This window comes from Amycolatopsis mediterranei (assembly GCF_026017845.1).
GTDB lineage: Bacteria > Actinomycetota > Actinomycetes > Mycobacteriales > Pseudonocardiaceae > Amycolatopsis > Amycolatopsis mediterranei.
This window is the reverse complement of the sequence record NZ_CP100416.1, coordinates 6,797,733-6,814,979: the sequence shown is the minus strand read 5'-3', so window position 1 is coordinate 6,814,979 and position 17,247 is coordinate 6,797,733. Positions and strand designations below refer to the sequence as shown.

Sequence of the window (17,247 nt, the reverse complement as noted above, 5' to 3'; positions counted from 1 at the left end):
CTGACACGGCGGTGTGTCGCCCGGGCAGGCATGATTGGCAGTGGTTGAGCAGACAGCCTTCGTGAACACGCACGCCCACCGGTTGCCGGAGGGTGCTGCCGAAGGCGAGGAGACAAACGCCATGACCGAGCACACCCACTTCGAAAGCTCGGCCACCGCTGTGCCGTTCGGGGAATTCCGGATCGCCCGGACGGAGCAGGGAGAAGCGACCGTGGTCGAGGTCGCCGGGGACGTGGACACCACCACCGCGCCGGCGCTCGTGCAGGCCGCGGACGAGGCACTGGCCGAGCAGCCGCCGGTCCTGGTGGTCGACCTGAGCCGGGTCGAGTTCCTCGCCTCGCCCGGACTGACCGCGCTGCTGACCATCCACCGCAACGCCGGAACCGGCACCGCGGTCCGGATCGTCGCCTCCGGCCGGGCCACCCTGCGCCCGATCCAGCTGACCGGGCTCGAGGAGAGCCTCTCGCTCTTCCCGACCCGCGAAGCGGCACTGGCCGGGTCCTGATCCGGATCGTCCCGGCCCCGCTCAGGCGCCGGCCGGGACGTCACGGCGCCGGATGGCCAGCACGGCGACGTCGTCTTGGGCCGGCCTGCTGCCGATCATCGCGGCCATGACCTGCGCGCAGACCCATTCGGGATCCCCGGCGCGCACGGCCTGCGCCAGCTGCTCCATGCCGACGTCCACCGGGCGGTCCCGGCGCTCGACCAGCCCGTCGGTGTAGAACACGAGCACGCCGTCGGAGGGCAGTTCGACGACGGTGGTGCGCCGCTCGGGCACGCCGATGGTCAGCCCGATCGGGGGATCCGGGGGCGAGTCCACCAGCCGGGCCGCCGCGCCGGGCAGGGCGAGCACCGGGGGCAGGTGCCCGGCGAGGGACAGCGTCAGCGTCTCGCGGTCCGCGCCGATGATCCCGTAGGCCACCGTGGCCATCGCCCCGTGCTCGAAGTGGTTGGCCTTGCGGTCGAGCTTGGCGAGCACCTCGGCGGGACTTTCGCAGTCGAGGGCGTAGGCCCGCAGGGCGCTGCGCAGCCGCCCCATGATCACTGCCGCGTCGAGGCCGTGCCCGGAGACGTCGCCCATCACGACGCCGAGCCGGTCACCCGGCAGGGAGAACAGGTCGTACCAATCCCCGCCGAGCCCGGTCTCCGCACCGGGCACGTACCGGGCGCCGAAGGCCAGGCCCGGCACCTCGGGCAGGCTGCTGGGCAGCAGGCTGCGCTGCAGTGCCATGGTGGCCGTGCGGTTCTCTTCCAGCGCCTCCACCTGGACGGCCATCGCCAGGCGGTCGGCGAGCAGCTGCATGGTGATCACTTCGGACTCACCGAACTGCCTGAGCGCGACGGAACCGATGTGCAGCACGCCCACGAGCTCGCCGCCGGCGATCATCGGCACGCCGAGCATGGAGTGCAGCCCGCGTTCCCACAGCAGGGAGTTCACGACGGTCGTTTCGTCGACGTGGTCGAGGATGACGGGCGCCCGTTCGAGCGCGACCCGGCCGGCGAAGCCGCGGCCCACCGGCACCCGCACGCCCTGGTGGACCTCCTCCTCGATCCCGGCCGCCGCGAAGGCCACCAGCTGGCGGCCGCTGGGCTGGTAACGGAGCACGGTCGCGGTGTCGACCGCCATGACCTCGCGCAGCCTCTGGAGGGTTTCGGCGAGCATCTCGGCCAGCCCGAGGTGGGTGGCCGGAGCACCGATGATCGCCTCCAGCTGCTGCAGCCGGTTTTCGGCGTCGAGACTTCGCGACATGGCACGACCCTAGCCGCAAGTCCTTTGCGGGCCTAACCATCCCGGGTTTCGACGGCGGGTCTCCCGGGGTACCAGGCCGTCGTGAACGTCGACTTGGACTGGGTGGGTGTGCTGCGGCACGGCCAAAGCACCGGAAACGTGGCCAGGGAAGAGGCGGAGGCGGCCGGCGCGGACGTGATCGACATCGCCGAACGCGACGCCGACGTGCCGCTGACGGACCTGGGGCGGGAGCAGGCTTCGGCGGCGGGGAAGTTCCTCGCGGAGCAGCCGCCGGATGTCGTCATCACCTCCACCTACCGCCGTGCCTGGGACACCGCCCGGCTGGCCACCCCCGAAGGGGTGACGATCATCCCGGACGAACGGCTGCGCGACCGCGAGCTCGGCGTGCTGGACCTGCTGACCTCGCACGGCGTCGGTGAGCGGTGGCCCGACGAGCTGCGGCGCAAGCGGCGGCTCGGCAAGTTCTACTACCGGCCGCCGGGCGGTGAGTCCTGGGCGGACGTCGTGCTGCGGCTGCGGTCCCTGCTCAGCGAGCTGAGCGTGGACCACGCCGGAAAGCGCGTTCTGCTGGCCGCCCACGAGATGACCGTCTTCGCCCTGCGCTACCTGCTCGAAGGGCTGCCCGAACCCGACCTGCTGCGTGCCGCCGACGCCACCGAGGTTCCGAACGGCTCGGTGACGGCCTGGGAACGCGACTCCGACGGCGGGTTCACCATGGTGCTGGCCCAGGAAGTCGGGCACCTGCACGCCACCGACACCCCGCCGACGGCGGACGACGATGCCGCGCAGCAGCTCTCCTGACCCGGCGCCGATCAGCCCGGCCCTGCTGCGGGACTGGCGGATCGGCGCGGAAGACCGCGGCACCGTGCTCGTCGTCGGCGGCGCCCGGACCGTGCCCGGTGCGCCGGCGCTGTCCGGCACCGCCGCCCTGCGCGCCGGGGCCGGCACGCTGCAGCTGGCGGTCGCCGACCGGCACGCCACGGCGATCGGGGTCTCGGTGCCCGAGTCGTCGGTGTTCGGGCTGCCGGAGACCGGCACCGGCGCGATCGCCGCCGGTGCCGTCGACCGGCTGGCCGAGGTGCTCCCCGACGCCGGCACCGTCGTGGTCGGCCCCGGTCTCATCGGCGTTTCGGAGACCGAAGAGCTGCTGCGGAGCTTGGTCCCCGCCATCGCCCCGGACGCGAAGGTGGTGCTCGACGCGTTCGCGCTCGGCGCGCTGAGCCGGGACCCTTCGCTCGCGGAACCCTTGGCGGGCAGGCTGCTCCTCACGCCGAACCGGGTCGAAGCCGCCTTCCTCGACGGCTGCGAGGAAAAGGACGTCGACGACCTGGAAACGGCGGTGCGGATCGCCGGGCGCTACGGCGGCGTGGTGCAGCTCATGGGCGTGGTCGCCGAGCCGGGCGGGCGCGCCTGGCGCGACGGCAGTGGCCACGTCGGGCTGGCGACGTCCGGCAGCGGCGACGTCCTGGCCGGGCTGACCGGCGGCTTCCTCGCCCGCGGCGCGGCCGTGGACCAGGCCGCCTGCTGGGCGACGCACGTCCACGCCGTGGCCGGCCAGCGGCTGATCCCGGACACCGGCAGCACCGGCCTGCTGGCACGCGAACTCGTGGCGGAGATCCCGCGGGTCATCGCCGAGCTGGAGCGCTGAGCCGTGTCGACCCGGCAATCACGCGTGTCGACCTCCTGATCACGCGTGTCGGCCCCGCAATCACGCCGAGCCCCTCCGGACGCTGTGCCGGAAGGGACGACACGCGTGATTGAAGGGACGACACGCGTGATTCGGCGGACGACACGGCGTCACCGCTGGGCGGTGGGCCGCACGACGATCTCGTTGACGTCCACGCCCTCCGGCTGCCCGATCGCGTAGGAGACGGCCCCGGCGATCGCGTCCGCCGGGAGGGTCACCGCCCGGTAGACGCGCATCGCCTCCTGCGCGCCGGGCTCGGTGATGGTGTCGGCCAGCTCGGACTCGGTGACGCCGGGGGAGACCGTCGTCACGCGGAGGCCGGGGCCGGCCTCCAGACGCAGGCCTTCGGTGATCGCCCGGGCCGCGTACTTGGTGCCGCAGTAGACCGCGGCCGTCGGCACGACCTCGTGCGAGCCGGTGGAGGCGATCGTCACGAAGTGGCCGCCGCCTTGCCGCCGGAAGTGCGGCAGGGCCGCGGCGATCCCATGCAGCAGGCCGCGGACGTTGACGTCGATCATCCGGTCCCACTCGCCGACGTGCAGTGAGTCCAAACGCGACAACGGCATGACGCCGGCGTTGGCGACGAAGACGTCGAGCCGTCCGTGCGCCTCGGCGGCGGCGTCGGCGAACGCGGCGACGTCCGCGCGGTCGGTGACGTCGAGGCGGTACACGTCCGCGATGCCACCGTTGTCGTGGATTTCCTTGGCCAGGTCCGCCAGCCGGTCTTCGCGCCGGGCGCCGAGCACGACGTGGTGGCCTTCGCAGGCGAGGCGCAGCGCGGTGGCGCGGCCGATGCCGCTGCTGGCTCCGGTGATGAGGACGGTTTTCACGGGGTTCCTTCCGGGAAGTCGGCGGAGAGGGTGGTCTCGCGCCAGGTGTCGAAGGTGGCGCGGAGGTTGTCGAGCCGGGCCGTGGCGATGCCGTAGGCGGCCCGGCCGAGGAGCAGGCGCAGCGGCGGTTCGTCGCTGCCGACGGCGGTGAGGATCGCTTCGGCCGCGCGGGCCGGGTCGCCCGGTTGCCGCCCGTAGGTCGCGAGCGTCGCCTCGCGGCGGGCGCCCGCGGTCTCGGCGTAGTCGTCGATGCGGATCGCCGACTGCCGCATCGAGGGGCCGGACCAGTTCGTGCGGAACGCGGCGGGCTCCACGATGGTCACCTTGATGCCCAGCGGTGCCACTTCCGCGGCCAGGGACTCCGAAAGCCCTTCCACGGCGAACTTCGTCGCGTGGTAGTAGCCGGTGGCGCCGAACGCGGCCAGGCCGCCGAGGGAGGACACGGTGACGACGTGGCCGCTGCGGCGCGCCCGCATGCCCGGCAGGACCGCGCGGGTGACGTCGGCGAGGCCGAAGACGTTGGTGTCGAACACTTTCCGGATCTCCTCGGGCTCGCCTTCCTCGACCGCGGCGAGGTAGCCGTAGCCGGCGTTGCCGACCAGGACGTCGATCCGGCCGAACGCCGCTTCGGCCCGCTGCACGGCGGCGGCGACCTGGGCGTGGTCGGTGACGTCGAGCGGCAGGGCCAGCGCGCGGTCGCCGTGTGCTTCGGCGAGGTCGGCGACCCGCGCCGGATCGCGGGCGGTGACGACCGCGCGCATTCCGCGGTCGAGCACGGCTTCGGCCAGTGCGCGGCCGAGGCCGGTGGAGCAGCCGGTAATGAACCAGACGGTGCTTTCGGGCAAGTTTTCGGGCACGACGAAGTACTCCGTCCATTGTGGGAGGATAGGGAAAGTGATTCAGGAAGCGGCGAGACTGCCCAGCAGGGCCAGTGCGGCTTCCGACGGGCTGCCGGGTTCGGCTTGGTAGACGATCAGCTGCTGGCCCGGGGCACTGTTGACGGTCAGCGCCTCGTAGCTCAGTTCCAGCTCGCCGACCAGCCGGTGCCGGAACCGCTTGGTTTCGTGGGTCTTCTGCCGGATGTCGTGGCGCGCCCACAGCCGGCGGAAGTCCGCGCTCTTGACCGACAGCTCGCCGACGGTGTCGATGAGCTGCGGGTCGTCGGGGTCGATCCCGGCGGCCGCCCGCAGGCCGCCGACCGTGTTGACGGCCACGCGCTCCCAGTCCGGGTAGAACTCGCGGGCGTCCGGGTCGAGGAACACCAGCCGGATCAGGTCGCCGCTGTAGACGTGCCCGGCGAACAACGCCTCGCCCAGCGCGTTGTGCGCCAGCACGTCGAGACAGCGGCCCAGGACCACCGCGGGCGTGGCCGGCCAGCCGTCCATCAGGCGCAGCAGGTTCGGGCTGACCCGTTCCGGCCGCCGGGTGCGCCGCCGGCGTGCGGGCGCCGGCCGGGCGAGCCGGTGCAGGTGGGCCGAGGCGTCCTCGTCCAGTGCCAGCCCGCGGGCGAGCGCGTCGACGACCTGCGCCGACGGGTTCCGCTCCCGGCCCTGCTCGAGCCGGACGTAGTAGTCGGTGCTGACCCCGGCCAGCAGCGCCACCTCTTCGCGGCGCAGGCCCGCCACCCTTCGTGACCCGCCCGGAGGCAGGCCGAGTTCCTCCGGTCCCACCTGTTCCCGGCGGGCCCGGAGGAACTCCCCGAGGGTGTTGTCCTTGACCATGCTTCGAGATTAACCCGGAATCGGCTCACCCGGGTGGCCGTGCCACACCCACCCTCGGGCCGGCCGCGGAACTCGGCCCGGGCCACGGAGGCGTGGTGCACGCTGACCGGCTCGCTCGAAACTTCCCGAAAGGTTTCGATAATCGTTGACCGGCCGGGCGCGCGGACGAACCATCGTCGCAGCTGCGTTCCCGCCCCCGGAAAGGATTTCCTCGAGTGCGAAGACTCCTCACTGCCCTTTCCGCCGCCGTGCTGGCGATCGCCGCGGCGATCGTGCTGGTCGTGGCGGCGCAGCCGGCGTCCGCGGCCACGTTGACCCGGGTCACCGACTTCGGCAGCAATCCCAGCAACCTCAACATGTACACCTACGTCCCGGACCACGTGGCGGCCCGCCCGGCGCTGCTGGTGGCCGTCCACTACTGCACCGGCTCGGCGTCGGGGGTCTTCAACGGCTACGCCCGCGACTACGTCACCGCGGCCGACCAGTACGGGTACGTCATCGTGTTCCCGGAAGCCACCCGCAGCGGGCAGTGCTTCGACGTCTCCTCGCCGCAGGCCCTCACCCGCGGCGGCGGCAGCGACCCCGTCGGCATCCTGTCGATGGTCGGCTGGGCCAAGCAGCGCTACAACGTCGACCCCTCCCGCGTGTACGTCACCGGCTTCTCCTCGGGCGCGATGATGACGAACGTGCTCGCCGCGGAGTACCCGGACGTGTTCGCCGCCGGCTCGGCGTTCATGGGTGTGCCCGCCGGCTGCTTCGCGACCACCGACGGGTCGAGCTGGAACAGCCAGTGCTCGGGCGGCCAGCTCATCAAGACCGCGCAGCAGTGGGGCGACCAGGCCCGGCAGATGAGCGGCGGGCGCACCGGCCCGTTCCCGCGGATGCAGCTGTGGCACGGCACGGCCGACGACACCCTGCGCTACCCCAACTTCGGGGAGGAGATCAAGCAGTGGACGAACCTCAAGGGCGTGAGCCAGACGCCGTCGTCGACTGATTCCCCGCAGTCGGGCTGGACGCGCACCCGGTACGGCGCCACCGGCACGCAGGCTCCGGTCGAGGGCATCAGCGTCCAGGGTGCCGGGCACTCGCTGCCGCAGAACGGGATGGTCCAGTACGCGATCGCGTTCCTGGGCTTGAACAGCGGTTCGACCACGACCACGCCCACCACGCCGACCACCACGACGTCTTCGGTGCCGCCCGCCGGCAGCACGCTCGGCAACGCGGCGGCCCGGACCGGGCGCTACTTCGGCACGGCGGTCTCGGCGAGCAAGCTGTCGGACAGCGTGTACACCGGCATCCTGAGCCGCGAGTTCTCCATGATCACGCCGGAGAACGAGCTGAAGATCGACGCGACCGAGCCTTCGCAGAACCAGTTCTCGTACACCAACGCGGACCGGATCGTGAACCAGGCGACCAGCCAGGGCGCCCGGATGCGCGGGCACACGCTGGCCTGGTACTCGCAACAGCCCGGCTGGATGCAGGGCATGGAGGGTGCGGCGCTGCGGCAGGCGATCCTGAACCACATCACCCAGGTCGCGTCCCACTACCGCGGCAAGATCTACGCGTGGGACGTGGTGAACGAGGCGTTCGCCGACGGCGGTTCCGGTGCCCGGCGCGACTCGAACCTGCAGCGCACGGGCGACGACTGGATCGAGGCGGCGTTCCGCGCGGCGCGGGCGGCCGACCCGGACGCGAAGCTGTGTTACAACGACTACAACACCGACGACTGGAACCAGGCGAAGACCCAGGCCGTGTACCGCATGGTCCAGGACTTCAAGTCCCGCGGCGTGCCGATCGACTGCGTCGGCTTCCAGTCGCACTTCAACAGCAACAGCCCGGTGCCGTCGAACTACCAGACGACGTTGCAGAACTTCGCGAACCTCGGGGTGGACGTCCAGATCACCGAGCTGGACGTCGAGGGCTCGGGGACCGCGCAGGCGGACAACTTCCGCACGGTCACGCAGGCGTGCCTCGCGGTCGCGCGCTGCACCGGGATGACGGTGTGGGGCATCCGTGACACGGACTCGTGGCGGGCGTCGGCCACGCCGTTGTTGTTCGACGGCAACGGGCAGAAGAAGGCGGCCTACACGGCGGTGCTCGAGGCGTTGAACGGCGGAGCACCCCCGGACGGCGGCACGACCACTCCCACCACCCCGACCACCCCCACCACTCCGTCACCCGGTGGCTGTTCGGCCGCTTACGTCAAGACGGCGGAGTGGAACGTCGGCTTCAACGGCCAGGTGACGGTGTCGGGGACCGACAACTGGGTGCTCACGGTGACGTTCCACGCGCCCCAGAAGGTCATCGGCAGCTGGAACTACACGGGAACGTGGGACAGCACGGGCTACGTGCTGACGGCGAGGCCCAACGGAAGCGGCAACGTCATCGGCTTCACGGTCCAGCACGGCGGCAACCTGACTGCCCCGACGGTGACCTGCGCGAGTCCATAGTGGTCGTGATCACAGGTTCGAGGTGCTGCGGAAACTGTCGGTGGTGACGGATAGCCTCAGCACATGAAAACGGACGACGCGACAGTCCCGGCGCACCAGCTCACCAAGGGCCAGTGGTTCTGGCACGAGCCGGCGCCGGGGCTGCCCGCGTGGCAGCTGCAGGTGAATTCGGCGGAGTTGCGGGAGGACTCCGTCGAGATCTTCACCACGGACGAAGAGCGAGAGCTGGTCTCGTACCCGAGGAACAGGCTGATCCGCCTGGCCGAAGTGGCTTGAGGGAGGTTGTTGGGGGAGTTCGAGGGGGGCGCCTGGCCGCCGGGCACGAACCCGCCGGCGCGCTGGTGAGCGAGCCGGCGGGCGTGGGGTTCAGTGGCGCTCGGCGGGGCCAGTCGGCCGGCGGTTTCCTCGGGACTGACAGCTGGGCCGGGTCGCGAGGGGGCGGCTAGCCTGCGTCCCGGAGGGACGGCGGGCGCCACGTCATGCGGACCGTCGTTCCCGTGGCGCTCGTGGCTATGTCGGACTGGTCCGTCACCTGGTCGATCAACAGCAGGCCGCGGCCACCCGAAGTGCGCAGGCCCGCCACTCGCGGGCGCGTCGCCGGGATGCCGCAGCCGGTGTCCGTGACCGTCACCGTGATCGCGTCGCCCTCTCGGCGGGCCTGCAAGCGGCCCCAGCCGTGGCCGTCCGGGTAGGCGTGGGCCGCTACGTTGGCCAAGGCCTCGTATGTCGCCAGCGTGATGTCGTGCTTGCTGTCCGGGTCGAGCGGGAACTCGCTCAGCCAGTGGATCAGCTTGCGGCGCAGGCCGGCCATCTCGTTGGGCAGGGCCGGCGCCAGTTCTTCGAATGCCGGGGCGACCACGGCTCCGGAGGTGAAGCGCTCCGGGGCCGTGGTCCCGGCTTGGTCGGCGTCGGGGCTCTCGCCCGTATCGACGCCAGCTTCCGGGGTATGTCGATACACGATCCGCTCCCATCGTTCAGCCGCGGTTCCCCCGTTTCAGCGGGCTTCTCCGATGGACTACCCACCGCCACGGAGTCTTACCCGTTGTGCTTCGTGAGATCTGTCGCTACAGTGGAGACGCTCCTCGCGGATGTCGGCCCCTAGGCCGCCCGGAGGCAGCTCCCCGGATCCAGGCCAGTCGGCCTCTTTCCTTCTTTCCGGCCTCGCCGTCTGTGCGCGGGCCCATCACCATCTCAGGAGACACCCATGTCTTTTCACGGAATCCTCGACCTGTCCGGCAAAACCCCGTTCGCCCGGCCCGGCTACCGGCCCGCGCCCGACGACGTCGCCGTCCCGCTTTCCCTGGTCCGCAAGCACAACCTGCGGCCCGGCGACGAAATCACCGGCACCGCCGAGAAGATCACCAGCGTCAACGGCCGCGACCCGCAAGAGCCGCGCCCGTGCTTCGCCGACCTCGTGCCGGTGCACCCGGACCGCCGGCTGCTGCTCGAAACCACGCCGGCGCGGCTGCTGCCCCGCGTCATCGACCTCGTCACCCCGCTCGGCCGGGGGCAACGCGCTTTGGTCGTCTCGCCGCCGAAAGCCGGGAAAACCACGGTGCTGCAGGAAATCGGCCACGGGCTGTCGGTCAACCACCCGGACTGCCGGTTGCTGGTCCTGCTCGCCGACGAACGTCCCGAAGAGGTCACCGAGCTGAGCCGCACCGTGCGCGGCGAGGTGATCTCGTCGACTTTCGACCGTCCGCCTGCCGAACACGTGGCTGTCGCGGAACTCGCCGTCGAGCGCGCGAAACGCTTGGTGGAGCACGGCGAAGACGTCGTCCTGCTGCTCGACTCGCTGACCCGGCTCGGCCGCGCGTACAACCTTTCGGCGCGCCCGTCCGGCCGGACGCTCTCCGGCGGTGTCGATGCGGCCGCGTTGCAGCCGATGAAGCGGATCCTCGGCGCCGCACGGAACATCGAGGGCGGCGGTTCGCTCACGATCATCGCGTCGGCACTGGTGGAGACCGGTTCGCTGGCCGACACGGTGTTCTTCGAGGAGCTGAAGAGCACCGGCAACGCCGAGCTCAAGCTCGACCGCAAGACGGCCGAGCGGCGCGTCTTCCCGGCGGTCGACGTGGCCGCCTCCGGCACCCGGCGCGAAGAATTGCTCGTCACCCCCGGCGAACTCGCCGCCATGCGTGAAGTCCGGCGGGCGTTGCCGGGCCCGCACGCGATCGAGCAGCTGCTGGAGCAGCTGCGCAAGACCGGCTCCAACGCCGAGTTCCTGTTCCGCGTGACGGGTGCGGCGCTGCCGGAAGCGGCCTGACCGCTCAGCTTTCGCGCCGCTCCCGCAGTTCGCCGATCACTTTCGCGCCGATGCCGCGGGCTTCCCCGGGACTGTCGGCCGGTTCGCCCTCTCCGGGCCGGTAGAGCCGGTCTTCGGGACGGCCGGGATCCTCGGTCTCGGGCCGGGCGATCTCGGGTTGTTGTTCGTTCGGATGAGACATTCCCGAGAGGTACCCGGTACGCGAACCTTCACTCATCGGGGCGGCTGGTAGGGGGTCGACGGCGGGTAGGAAGCCCGTTCGGGCCCGCGGTTCAGGGTGGCAACGAGAAACCCGAACCCGACCACGGTGACGACGAGCGGCGCGGCCCCGGGAGCGAAGGCCCACCACCCGACCCCGCCGGCGGCCACCACCCAGGCGGCGACCAGGGTCCGTTTCGCGGTGAGCGGATACGGCTTCGGCAGCTCCCGCACGGCGAATCCACCGAGCACGAGCAGCCCGGCCAGGGCGACGAGCAGAACGGTCACGTACACGGGATGTCCTCCTTCGGGGGAGTAGCACCTCTCGGATGACTACCCCCACCGACGGGTGACAAGCCGTGGCGTCGGGCACACCGGCAGCCACGGGCCGGCGCACCGGGTGGGCACGGGCCGGCGCACCGCCCGCGCGGCGCCCAGGCACCGCACCTCGTGGCACCCTCAGGTGCACACCGCTGGCCACGGGCCGGCGCACCGCTGGCCCCAGTCGGCGCACCGGCTCCATCCGCCGAGCCCGCGCGGCACCCGGACACCAGACCTCGTGGCACCCTCAGGTGCGCACCGGCGCGAAGGCCGGGTTCACCCCGCCGAGCCGCCGCAGCGCACCCTCAGGTGCCGCGGCCGGTCGTCTTCTGCAGGGCGTCGATCCGCTCGGACGCCTCCGCCTTCGTCAGGTTGTCCGGTACCTCTTCACCGGCTTCCTGCGCCAGCGTCTGCAGGTACGACTTCTGCGGCCCGGTCATCGGCTCGTCGCCGGTGGTCCAGTCGCTCGGGTCCTTCTCGGGGTTCGGTTCCACCTGATCGGTCATCTCAGCTCCCATCGAACATCTGTTCGCCTGCGGTCGACTGTAGCGCAGGGATCCGACGATCGCCGCTCACGAGCCGGCCGGGGGCGTGCTCGGGCCGCCTGCCTCGTGACCCGGCCGGCCGTGCGTGCGGCGGTCGTCCTTCATCTGCTGTTCGTGCAGGTGGCGGCGCCCTCCGGTGAGCGAGGTGAGCAGCTCGCGCTCAAGGTCGCGGCACGCCTTGTAGTAGCCGTCGTCGTACTCCTCGACGACCTGGAAAGTCCACCGATCGGGTAACACGTTGAGCCCGATGAGCTCTTCGGAGATCCGCCGCGCCCAGTCGCCGTGGCCGGCCTTCTCGAGCTGCTCCACGGCCTCCCCGAGGGCCAGGTCCGCGCTGCCGGTCAGCTGGTGGAAGGAGTAGAGGTGCCCGCGGGCGCGCTCGATCGTCTCGAGCGCCTCGGTCACCTTGCCGACGGCTTCGACGGTGGCGGCGTCAGGGTTCTCGTCCATGCGCGAAAAGTGCCCCGTTCCGCGATTTCTACACTTCGCGAAACGGGGCACCGGCCGGACGTCAGGCCGTGGGGCGCGTGGCTCCCGCGTACTCGCTCATCAGCGGCGAGATCTTGACGACGTCGCCGCTCGTCGGCGCGTGCACCATCTTGCCGTCGCCGATGTACATCCCGATGTGGGACACGGGGGAGTAGTAGGCGACGAGGTCGCCGGGCTGCAGCTGGTCGCGCGACACCGGGGTGCCGAAGCCGGCCTGTGCCGCGGAGTTCCGCGGCAGGGTGATGCCGGCCTGCTTGTACGCCCACTGCATCAGGCCCGAGCAGTCGAACGTGCTCGGCCCGGTCGCGCCCCAGACGTAGGCGCTGCCGAGCTTGCTGAGTGCCGCGTCGACCGCCTTCTGGGCCGCCGCGCTGGGCGCCTTCACGGTCGGCGCCGCACCGCCGGTGTCCTTCTGGGCGGCCTTGTCGGAGGTGCTGAGGTTCCGGCTCTGCGCCTCGATCTGGTCGATCTGGCCCTGCAGGTCCTTCTTCTTGGCCTGGATGTCCGAGGCCAGCTTCGCCGCCGCGTCCCGGGCGTCCTGAGCCCGCTTCGCCGCGTCGGCAGCCGACTTCTCGGCCGCTTGGGCCTTGGCCGCCGCGCCGTTGAGGTTGCCCATCGCGGCGTTCTTGTCGGTCGCGATGACCTCGAGCGCCGCCGAGCGGTCCAGGAAGTCCTGAGTGGACGTTCCGGCCAGCAGCGCCGACAGCTTGTTCATCTGGACGCCGCTGGTGAACGAAGCTCCGGCGAACTTGTCCACTTCGGACTGGTACTGCTGCTTGGCCTGGATGGCCTGGGCACCGGCGTTCTTCGCGGCGTCGACGTCGGCGTTGGCCTTGTCGAGCTGGCCCTGCTTCGCGGTCAGGTCGTCCTGGGCCCGGAGCAGGTCTTCGTTGAGCTTTTCCGCTTGTGCCGCAAGATCGCGGTACTTGGCGAGGGCGTCCGAGCCGGCGGGGGGCGGCGCCTGGAGGACGGGGACGGGGGCGGCGGTGGCCACCGGCTGGGCCATGGTGACGAGGGTGATCACCGAGGCCGCGGCGAGGGCACCTGACACCACGCGCTTGACGGGATGCGAACGCATTCTCGCGCGGGTCTCCTTTGCTGATCGGCCGCCGGCGGGTACCGGGACGGCGAGCCGGGGGCCTCGCCCGTGCCCAGGGCGCGCTCGACCGCAACAGGAAGAGCCCGCGGTGGGGTCCGGTACCCGGCAGGGGGGTATCGGCGGCGATCTCGCGTCGCCGTCGGGGGACGACCGGGGGCCGCGAGATCTCGAACAGGTTACGAAACGAGCACGGGAACGTCCAGTGCGGGTGGCCGGAAACTGTCCGTGACGCGACATCACACGCCTGGACCTGGAGGAACCCGAACGGATTGTGGCTGGGATTACACGTCGTCACGGCGGAAAAGTGGTCCCGGACACGTGAATCCGGTTTGTACGTCCCTTGTATCCGGTTGCGTGATCCTCATGGCCGTAACGGATTCCGACCCATGGAGGACCAGGATGTTCACGAAGGCCGCCGTGCTCACGGCGCTCACCGCCGCCGCGTTCGCCGTGGCCGCACCGGCTCAGGCCGAGACTGCGGTCACGACGGTGCTGCCCGGTGCGAACATGGAGGCCGTGCTGAAGGCGGCCCAGATCGACCCGCGCCGCGCCGACGACACCCAGACCCCGGGCGCGCACGACAGCGTCCTGCTCGTCGAGCAGGCGCTGCAGGCGAAGGGGCTGCTGGCGAGCCAGTACGTCGACGGCTACTTCGGCACCACGACGATCACGGCGTACTCGCAGTACCAGAAGTCGTTGGGCTACACCGGTCTCGACGCTTCCGGCCTGCCGGGCAAGACCTCGCTGGAGAAGCTGGGCGAAGGCCGGTACACGGTCACGAACGCCGTCTCCGCGGGCAGCCAGGTGACCTACCACGGGCAGACCCTCAACACCCGCACCAAGGCGATGCTCGTTGCCGCGGAAGGAAAAGCCGGCTTCCAGGTCAGCCTGACGCAGGGCTCGTACAACCCCGGTGGCGTCGACGCCTCGGCCGGGACGCACGACGGCGGCGGCGCGATGGACATCTCGGTGTCCGGGATGTCCTCGACCACCCGGAACACCCTGCTGAAGGCGCTGCGCAACGTCGGGTTCGCGGCCTGGTACCGCACGCCGGCGGAAGGCTTCGAGTACCACATCCACGCGATGGCCATCTCCGACCCGGACCTGTCCTCGGGTGCGCAGCACCAGACCGGCGACTACTACCTCGGGATGAACGGCCTGGCCGGCCGCGGCGCCGACGACGGCCCGCAGGTCGCGAAGGTCACCTGGGAGGAGTACCAGCGCGGCTGATGCCGGGCGCGCGCCCGGCCGTGGTGGCACGGCCGGGCGCACCGGTGGTTTGATCGAAGGACCAACGACGTGGGGGTGCTTCGATGCCGCAGAAGGCGTTCCGGTTCGGCGTGGTCGCGGGCGCCAATGACGCAGCCGGCTGGCTCGCCACCGCTCGCCGGGCCGAGGAACTCGGCTATTCGACGCTGTTGTGCCCGGACAACCTGAACATGCCGACGCCGACCGCCGCGCTGGCGGCGGCCGCGGCGGCCACGACCGAGCTGCGCGTCGGCTCGTTCGTCTGGGCGAGCCCGCTGCGCACCGCGCGGGCGGCGGCCTGGGAGGCGCGCAGCCTGACCGTCGTCACGAACGGCCGGTTCGAGCTCGGCCTCGGCACCGGGCGGCCGGAAATGCGGCAGCAGGCCGAAGAACTCGGGCTGCCGTACGGCTCGGGGCAGGAGCGCCTCGACTCGATTTCCGAGACGATCGACCACGTCCGGCGGCTGGACGGCGACGGGCACACGCCGGTGATGGTCGCCGCGGGCGGCCCGAAGGCCCGCCGCCTCGCCGGGATGAAGGCCGACATCGTCACGATGGCAGGCGACGTGCTGACCACCCGCGAGGAAATGACCGGGTACGTGCGCGAAGTCCGGTCCGCGGCCGGTGACCGCGATGTCGAGTTCGCGATGAACATCTGGGTCGTCGGCGATACGGTCCCGCCGTGGATCCGCGGCTTCATCGGCGTCGATGCCGAGACGCTCATCGAGCACGACTCCCTCGGCCTGCTCCGCGGCGACGTCGACGACATGGTGGCGGAGCTCGAACGCCGCCGCGAGGAACAGGGCGTGTCCTACTTCAGCGTCAACGGTGCGTTCCTCGAGGAGTTCGCTCCGGTGGTGGCGCGGCTGTCGGGGAAGTGAGCGTGGCGGGGTCGGTGTTGGCGCCGCACAGCAGGACGGCGACCCGTTCACCAGGGTCGGGCCGGTAAGCGCCGGAGAGCAGGGCGGCGAACGCGGTCGCCCCGCCGGGTTCGACGGCGAGGCGGTAGCGGTCCCACAGCACCGCCCGCGCTTCGATGATCGCGGCGTCGTCCACCAGCACCGAGCCCGCGTCCGTGCGGGTGGCGACCGCGAACGCGATGTCGCCGAGCCGGGACGCCCCCAGCGAGTCGGCGGCGACCCCGGAGACGCCGACCGCGACCGGCTCGCCGGCGGCCAGCGCCGAGTGCAGCGTCGGGATCGTGCGCGGCTCGACGCCGATCACGCGTGCCCGGCCTTCGACCCCGGCGGCGACGCCGGCCAGCAGCCCGCCGCCGCCGACCGCGACGAGGATCGTGTCGAGGCCGCCCGCCTGGTCCAGCAGTTCGAGGCCGAGGGTGCCCTGGCCGGCGCAGATGTCCGGCTGGTCGTAGGCGTGGCAGAAGAGCTCGCCGGAGTCCGCCGCGTGCTTGACGGCCGCGTCGTAGGCGTCGGCGTACTTCTCACCGGCGAGTTCAACCGCCGCGCCGAGCTGCCGGAGTTTCGCGACTTTCACCGCGGGCGCGGTCGCCGGGACGAAGACCCGTGCCGGGAGGCCGAATTCGCGGGCAGCGTAAGCGACGGCGAGCCCGGCGTTGCCGCCCGAGGCGGTCACCACCCCGGTTTGCGCGCCGGCGGCGAGGATCCGGTTGAAGGCGCCACGGGCCTTGAACGACCCGGTGTGCTGCAGCTGCTCCAGCTTGAACCACACGCCTTCGTCCGCGGCGAGCACCGGCGTCCGGCGGACCCGGCCCTCGATGCGCACGGCCGCCCGTTCCACATCCGCAGTGCTGATCATGGCTCCAGCATGCGCGCGAGCCACCGTAAGCACCAGCGACGTCTCCTGTGCTGGATTTAGCAGAACTTACGGCCGGAGGCTCCCGTGCTCGACGCCCACCGCCTGGCCGTGCTGGCCGAGGTCGCGCACGCCGGCTCGATCGCCGCGGCCGCCCAGCGGCTTTCGTTCACCCCGTCCGCCGTCCTGCAGCAGCTGGCCAAGCTGGAGCGCGACGTCGGGGCGCGCCTGCTGGACCGGCACGCTCGCGGCGTCACGCTGACGCCGGTTGGGGAGGCACTGCTCGGGCATGCCGAAGCAATCGTGGGGGAACTGCGCACGGCCGAGCGGACGGTCCGCGCTGCTCGACGAGGAGCTCACCGTCGGCACGTTCGCGAGCGCGGGCATGGCCCTGGTGCCCGCCGCGCTCGCCGGCTTCCGCCGCGACCACCCCGGCGTGGCGCTGCGGCTGCTGGACCTGGAGCCGCCGGACGGGTACGGCCCGGTCAGCTCCCGCGAGCTCGACCTGCTGATCACCCACCGCTACCCCGGCGCACCCCTGCCCGACCCGCGTGGCCTGTAGCGGTCGTTGCTGCGTTCGGAGCGGTTCCGGCTGATCCTGCCGAAGGGGCACACGAAGGCGCGCCCGCCGCCTCACCCTGCGGGCGCTGGCCGCGGAGGACTGGATCTCCGGCAGCCCCGGGCGTGCCCGGTCGAGCGTTCGGCGAGCAGGCGGACGCCCGTGGCCAGCCGGAGTTCGAGGTTGCGGTGCGGCGTCGGCTCCCACTCTCTCTACACCCTAGGACTAAATGCCACACTGATGAGGCATTTAACTGCTACGCTGATGTGACAGATCAGCGTAGGGAGGCAGGGGTGATCACCTCGAGCGCG

Annotated in this window: 20 protein-coding genes and 1 pseudogene; 10 read left to right on the top strand and 11 right to left on the bottom strand. The window is 71.4% G+C overall.

What is annotated here, in order from left to right; all coding sequences use genetic code 11:
- The first annotated feature begins 121 nt into the window (after positions 1 to 121).
- The gene (locus ISP_RS30165) at positions 122 to 505 is read left to right on the top strand and encodes an STAS domain-containing protein (protein WP_037373710.1); all 384 of its coding nucleotides are present in this window, start codon (positions 122 to 124) and stop codon (positions 503 to 505) included.
- 21 nt (positions 506 to 526) lie between these two features.
- On the opposite strand, the gene ISP_RS30160 is transcribed toward ISP_RS30165, so the two are convergent.
- Positions 527 to 1,750 carry a PP2C family protein-serine/threonine phosphatase gene (locus ISP_RS30160; protein WP_013227683.1) on the bottom strand — a complete coding sequence of 408 codons (1,224 nt, stop codon included), beginning with the start codon at positions 1,748 to 1,750 and terminating at the stop codon, positions 527 to 529.
- Between the two features lie 81 nt (positions 1,751 to 1,831).
- On the opposite strand from ISP_RS30160, the gene ISP_RS30155 reads away from it, so the two are divergent.
- Positions 1,832 to 2,551, top strand: coding sequence for a histidine phosphatase family protein (locus tag ISP_RS30155; RefSeq protein ID WP_013227682.1), 720 nt, complete (start codon positions 1,832 to 1,834; stop codon positions 2,549 to 2,551).
- Complete coding sequence (locus ISP_RS30150) at positions 2,529 to 3,398, top strand: NAD(P)H-hydrate dehydratase (RefSeq protein ID WP_013227681.1); 870 nt, start codon at positions 2,529 to 2,531, stop codon at positions 3,396 to 3,398. Before ISP_RS30155 ends, ISP_RS30150 begins: the two co-directional genes overlap by 23 nt.
- 149 nt (positions 3,399 to 3,547) lie before the next feature.
- Here the strand turns inward: ISP_RS30150 and ISP_RS30145 are convergent, their stop codons facing one another.
- The 3 genes from ISP_RS30145 to ISP_RS30135 are packed head-to-tail and all read right to left on the bottom strand — an operon-like array spanning position 3,548 to position 5,988.
- The gene (locus ISP_RS30145; RefSeq protein WP_013227680.1) at positions 3,548 to 4,267 is read right to left on the bottom strand and encodes an SDR family oxidoreductase; all 720 of its coding nucleotides are present in this window, start codon (positions 4,265 to 4,267) and stop codon (positions 3,548 to 3,550) included.
- Positions 4,264 to 5,124: an oxidoreductase gene (locus ISP_RS30140; protein ID WP_013227679.1), complete on the bottom strand. Its 861-nt coding sequence runs from the start codon at positions 5,122 to 5,124 to the stop codon at positions 4,264 to 4,266. The genes ISP_RS30145 and ISP_RS30140 overlap by 4 nt, the downstream gene beginning before the upstream one ends.
- A gap of 42 nt (positions 5,125 to 5,166) precedes the next feature.
- Entirely contained in the window at positions 5,167 to 5,988 is an 822-nt protein-coding gene (locus ISP_RS30135; protein WP_013227678.1) for a helix-turn-helix transcriptional regulator, read from the bottom strand.
- 215 nt (positions 5,989 to 6,203) lie between these two features.
- Here ISP_RS30135 and ISP_RS48165 point away from each other — a divergent pair, with 215 nt between their 5' ends.
- Positions 6,204 to 8,438 (top strand): extracellular catalytic domain type 1 short-chain-length polyhydroxyalkanoate depolymerase, encoded by a 2,235-nt coding sequence (locus ISP_RS48165; protein WP_013227677.1) that lies wholly within the window; start codon positions 6,204 to 6,206, stop codon positions 8,436 to 8,438.
- 63 nt (positions 8,439 to 8,501) lie between these two features.
- Positions 8,502 to 8,714 carry a hypothetical protein gene (locus ISP_RS30120; RefSeq protein ID WP_013227676.1) on the top strand — a complete coding sequence of 71 codons (213 nt, stop codon included), beginning with the start codon at positions 8,502 to 8,504 and terminating at the stop codon, positions 8,712 to 8,714.
- A 166-nt stretch (positions 8,715 to 8,880) separates the two neighbouring features.
- Here ISP_RS30120 and ISP_RS30115 read toward each other — a convergent pair whose 3' ends face one another.
- Entirely contained in the window at positions 8,881 to 9,396 is a 516-nt protein-coding gene (locus ISP_RS30115; protein WP_230468439.1) for an ATP-binding protein, read from the bottom strand.
- Positions 9,397 to 9,642: 246 nt separating this feature from the next.
- On the opposite strand from ISP_RS30115, the gene rho reads away from it, so the two are divergent.
- Complete coding sequence (gene rho / locus ISP_RS30110; RefSeq protein ID WP_013227674.1) at positions 9,643 to 10,704, top strand: transcription termination factor Rho; 1,062 nt, start codon at positions 9,643 to 9,645, stop codon at positions 10,702 to 10,704.
- A 4-nt stretch (positions 10,705 to 10,708) separates the two neighbouring features.
- On the opposite strand, the gene ISP_RS30105 is transcribed toward rho, so the two are convergent.
- The 5 genes from ISP_RS30105 to ISP_RS30085 form a co-directional block, all read right to left on the bottom strand.
- Entirely contained in the window at positions 10,709 to 10,885 is a 177-nt protein-coding gene (locus ISP_RS30105; RefSeq protein WP_014467373.1) for a hypothetical protein, read from the bottom strand.
- A gap of 32 nt (positions 10,886 to 10,917) precedes the next feature.
- Positions 10,918 to 11,196 (bottom strand): hypothetical protein, encoded by a 279-nt coding sequence (locus ISP_RS30100; protein WP_013227673.1) that lies wholly within the window; start codon positions 11,194 to 11,196, stop codon positions 10,918 to 10,920.
- Positions 11,197 to 11,528: 332 nt separating this feature from the next.
- The gene (locus ISP_RS30095; RefSeq protein ID WP_013227672.1) at positions 11,529 to 11,729 is read right to left on the bottom strand and encodes a DUF3072 domain-containing protein; all 201 of its coding nucleotides are present in this window, start codon (positions 11,727 to 11,729) and stop codon (positions 11,529 to 11,531) included.
- A gap of 66 nt (positions 11,730 to 11,795) precedes the next feature.
- Positions 11,796 to 12,218: a hypothetical protein gene (locus tag ISP_RS30090; protein ID WP_013227671.1), complete on the bottom strand. Its 423-nt coding sequence runs from the start codon at positions 12,216 to 12,218 to the stop codon at positions 11,796 to 11,798.
- 61 nt (positions 12,219 to 12,279) lie between these two features.
- Complete coding sequence (locus ISP_RS30085) at positions 12,280 to 13,335, bottom strand: C40 family peptidase (RefSeq protein ID WP_013227670.1); 1,056 nt, start codon at positions 13,333 to 13,335, stop codon at positions 12,280 to 12,282.
- Positions 13,336 to 13,755: 420 nt separating this feature from the next.
- Between ISP_RS30085 and ISP_RS30080 the strand changes: the two genes are divergently transcribed.
- Together ISP_RS30080 and ISP_RS30075 are read left to right on the top strand one after the other, a co-directional pair.
- The gene (locus ISP_RS30080) at positions 13,756 to 14,586 is read left to right on the top strand and encodes a peptidoglycan-binding domain-containing protein (protein WP_013227669.1); all 831 of its coding nucleotides are present in this window, start codon (positions 13,756 to 13,758) and stop codon (positions 14,584 to 14,586) included.
- Between the two features lie 83 nt (positions 14,587 to 14,669).
- A complete protein-coding gene (locus ISP_RS30075; protein ID WP_013227668.1) occupies positions 14,670 to 15,485 on the top strand; it encodes an LLM class flavin-dependent oxidoreductase in 816 nt (271 codons plus the stop codon).
- Here the strand turns inward: ISP_RS30075 and ISP_RS30070 are convergent.
- Positions 15,427 to 16,380, bottom strand: coding sequence for a threonine/serine dehydratase (locus ISP_RS30070; RefSeq protein ID WP_013227667.1), 954 nt, complete (start codon positions 16,378 to 16,380; stop codon positions 15,427 to 15,429). The two genes, ISP_RS30075 and ISP_RS30070, sit on opposite strands and share 59 nt — an antisense overlap.
- Before the next feature lie 84 nt (positions 16,381 to 16,464).
- Here ISP_RS30070 and ISP_RS48385 point away from each other — a divergent pair.
- Both ISP_RS48385 and ISP_RS30060 read left to right on the top strand, forming a co-directional pair.
- Positions 16,465 to 16,593, top strand: a pseudogene (locus ISP_RS48385) (LysR family transcriptional regulator); the annotation flags it as partial.
- A 73-nt stretch (positions 16,594 to 16,666) separates the two neighbouring features.
- Positions 16,667 to 16,939 (top strand): LysR substrate-binding domain-containing protein, encoded by a 273-nt coding sequence (locus ISP_RS30060; RefSeq protein ID WP_013227666.1) that lies wholly within the window; start codon positions 16,667 to 16,669, stop codon positions 16,937 to 16,939.
- Positions 16,940 to 17,247: the final 308 nt, after the last annotated feature.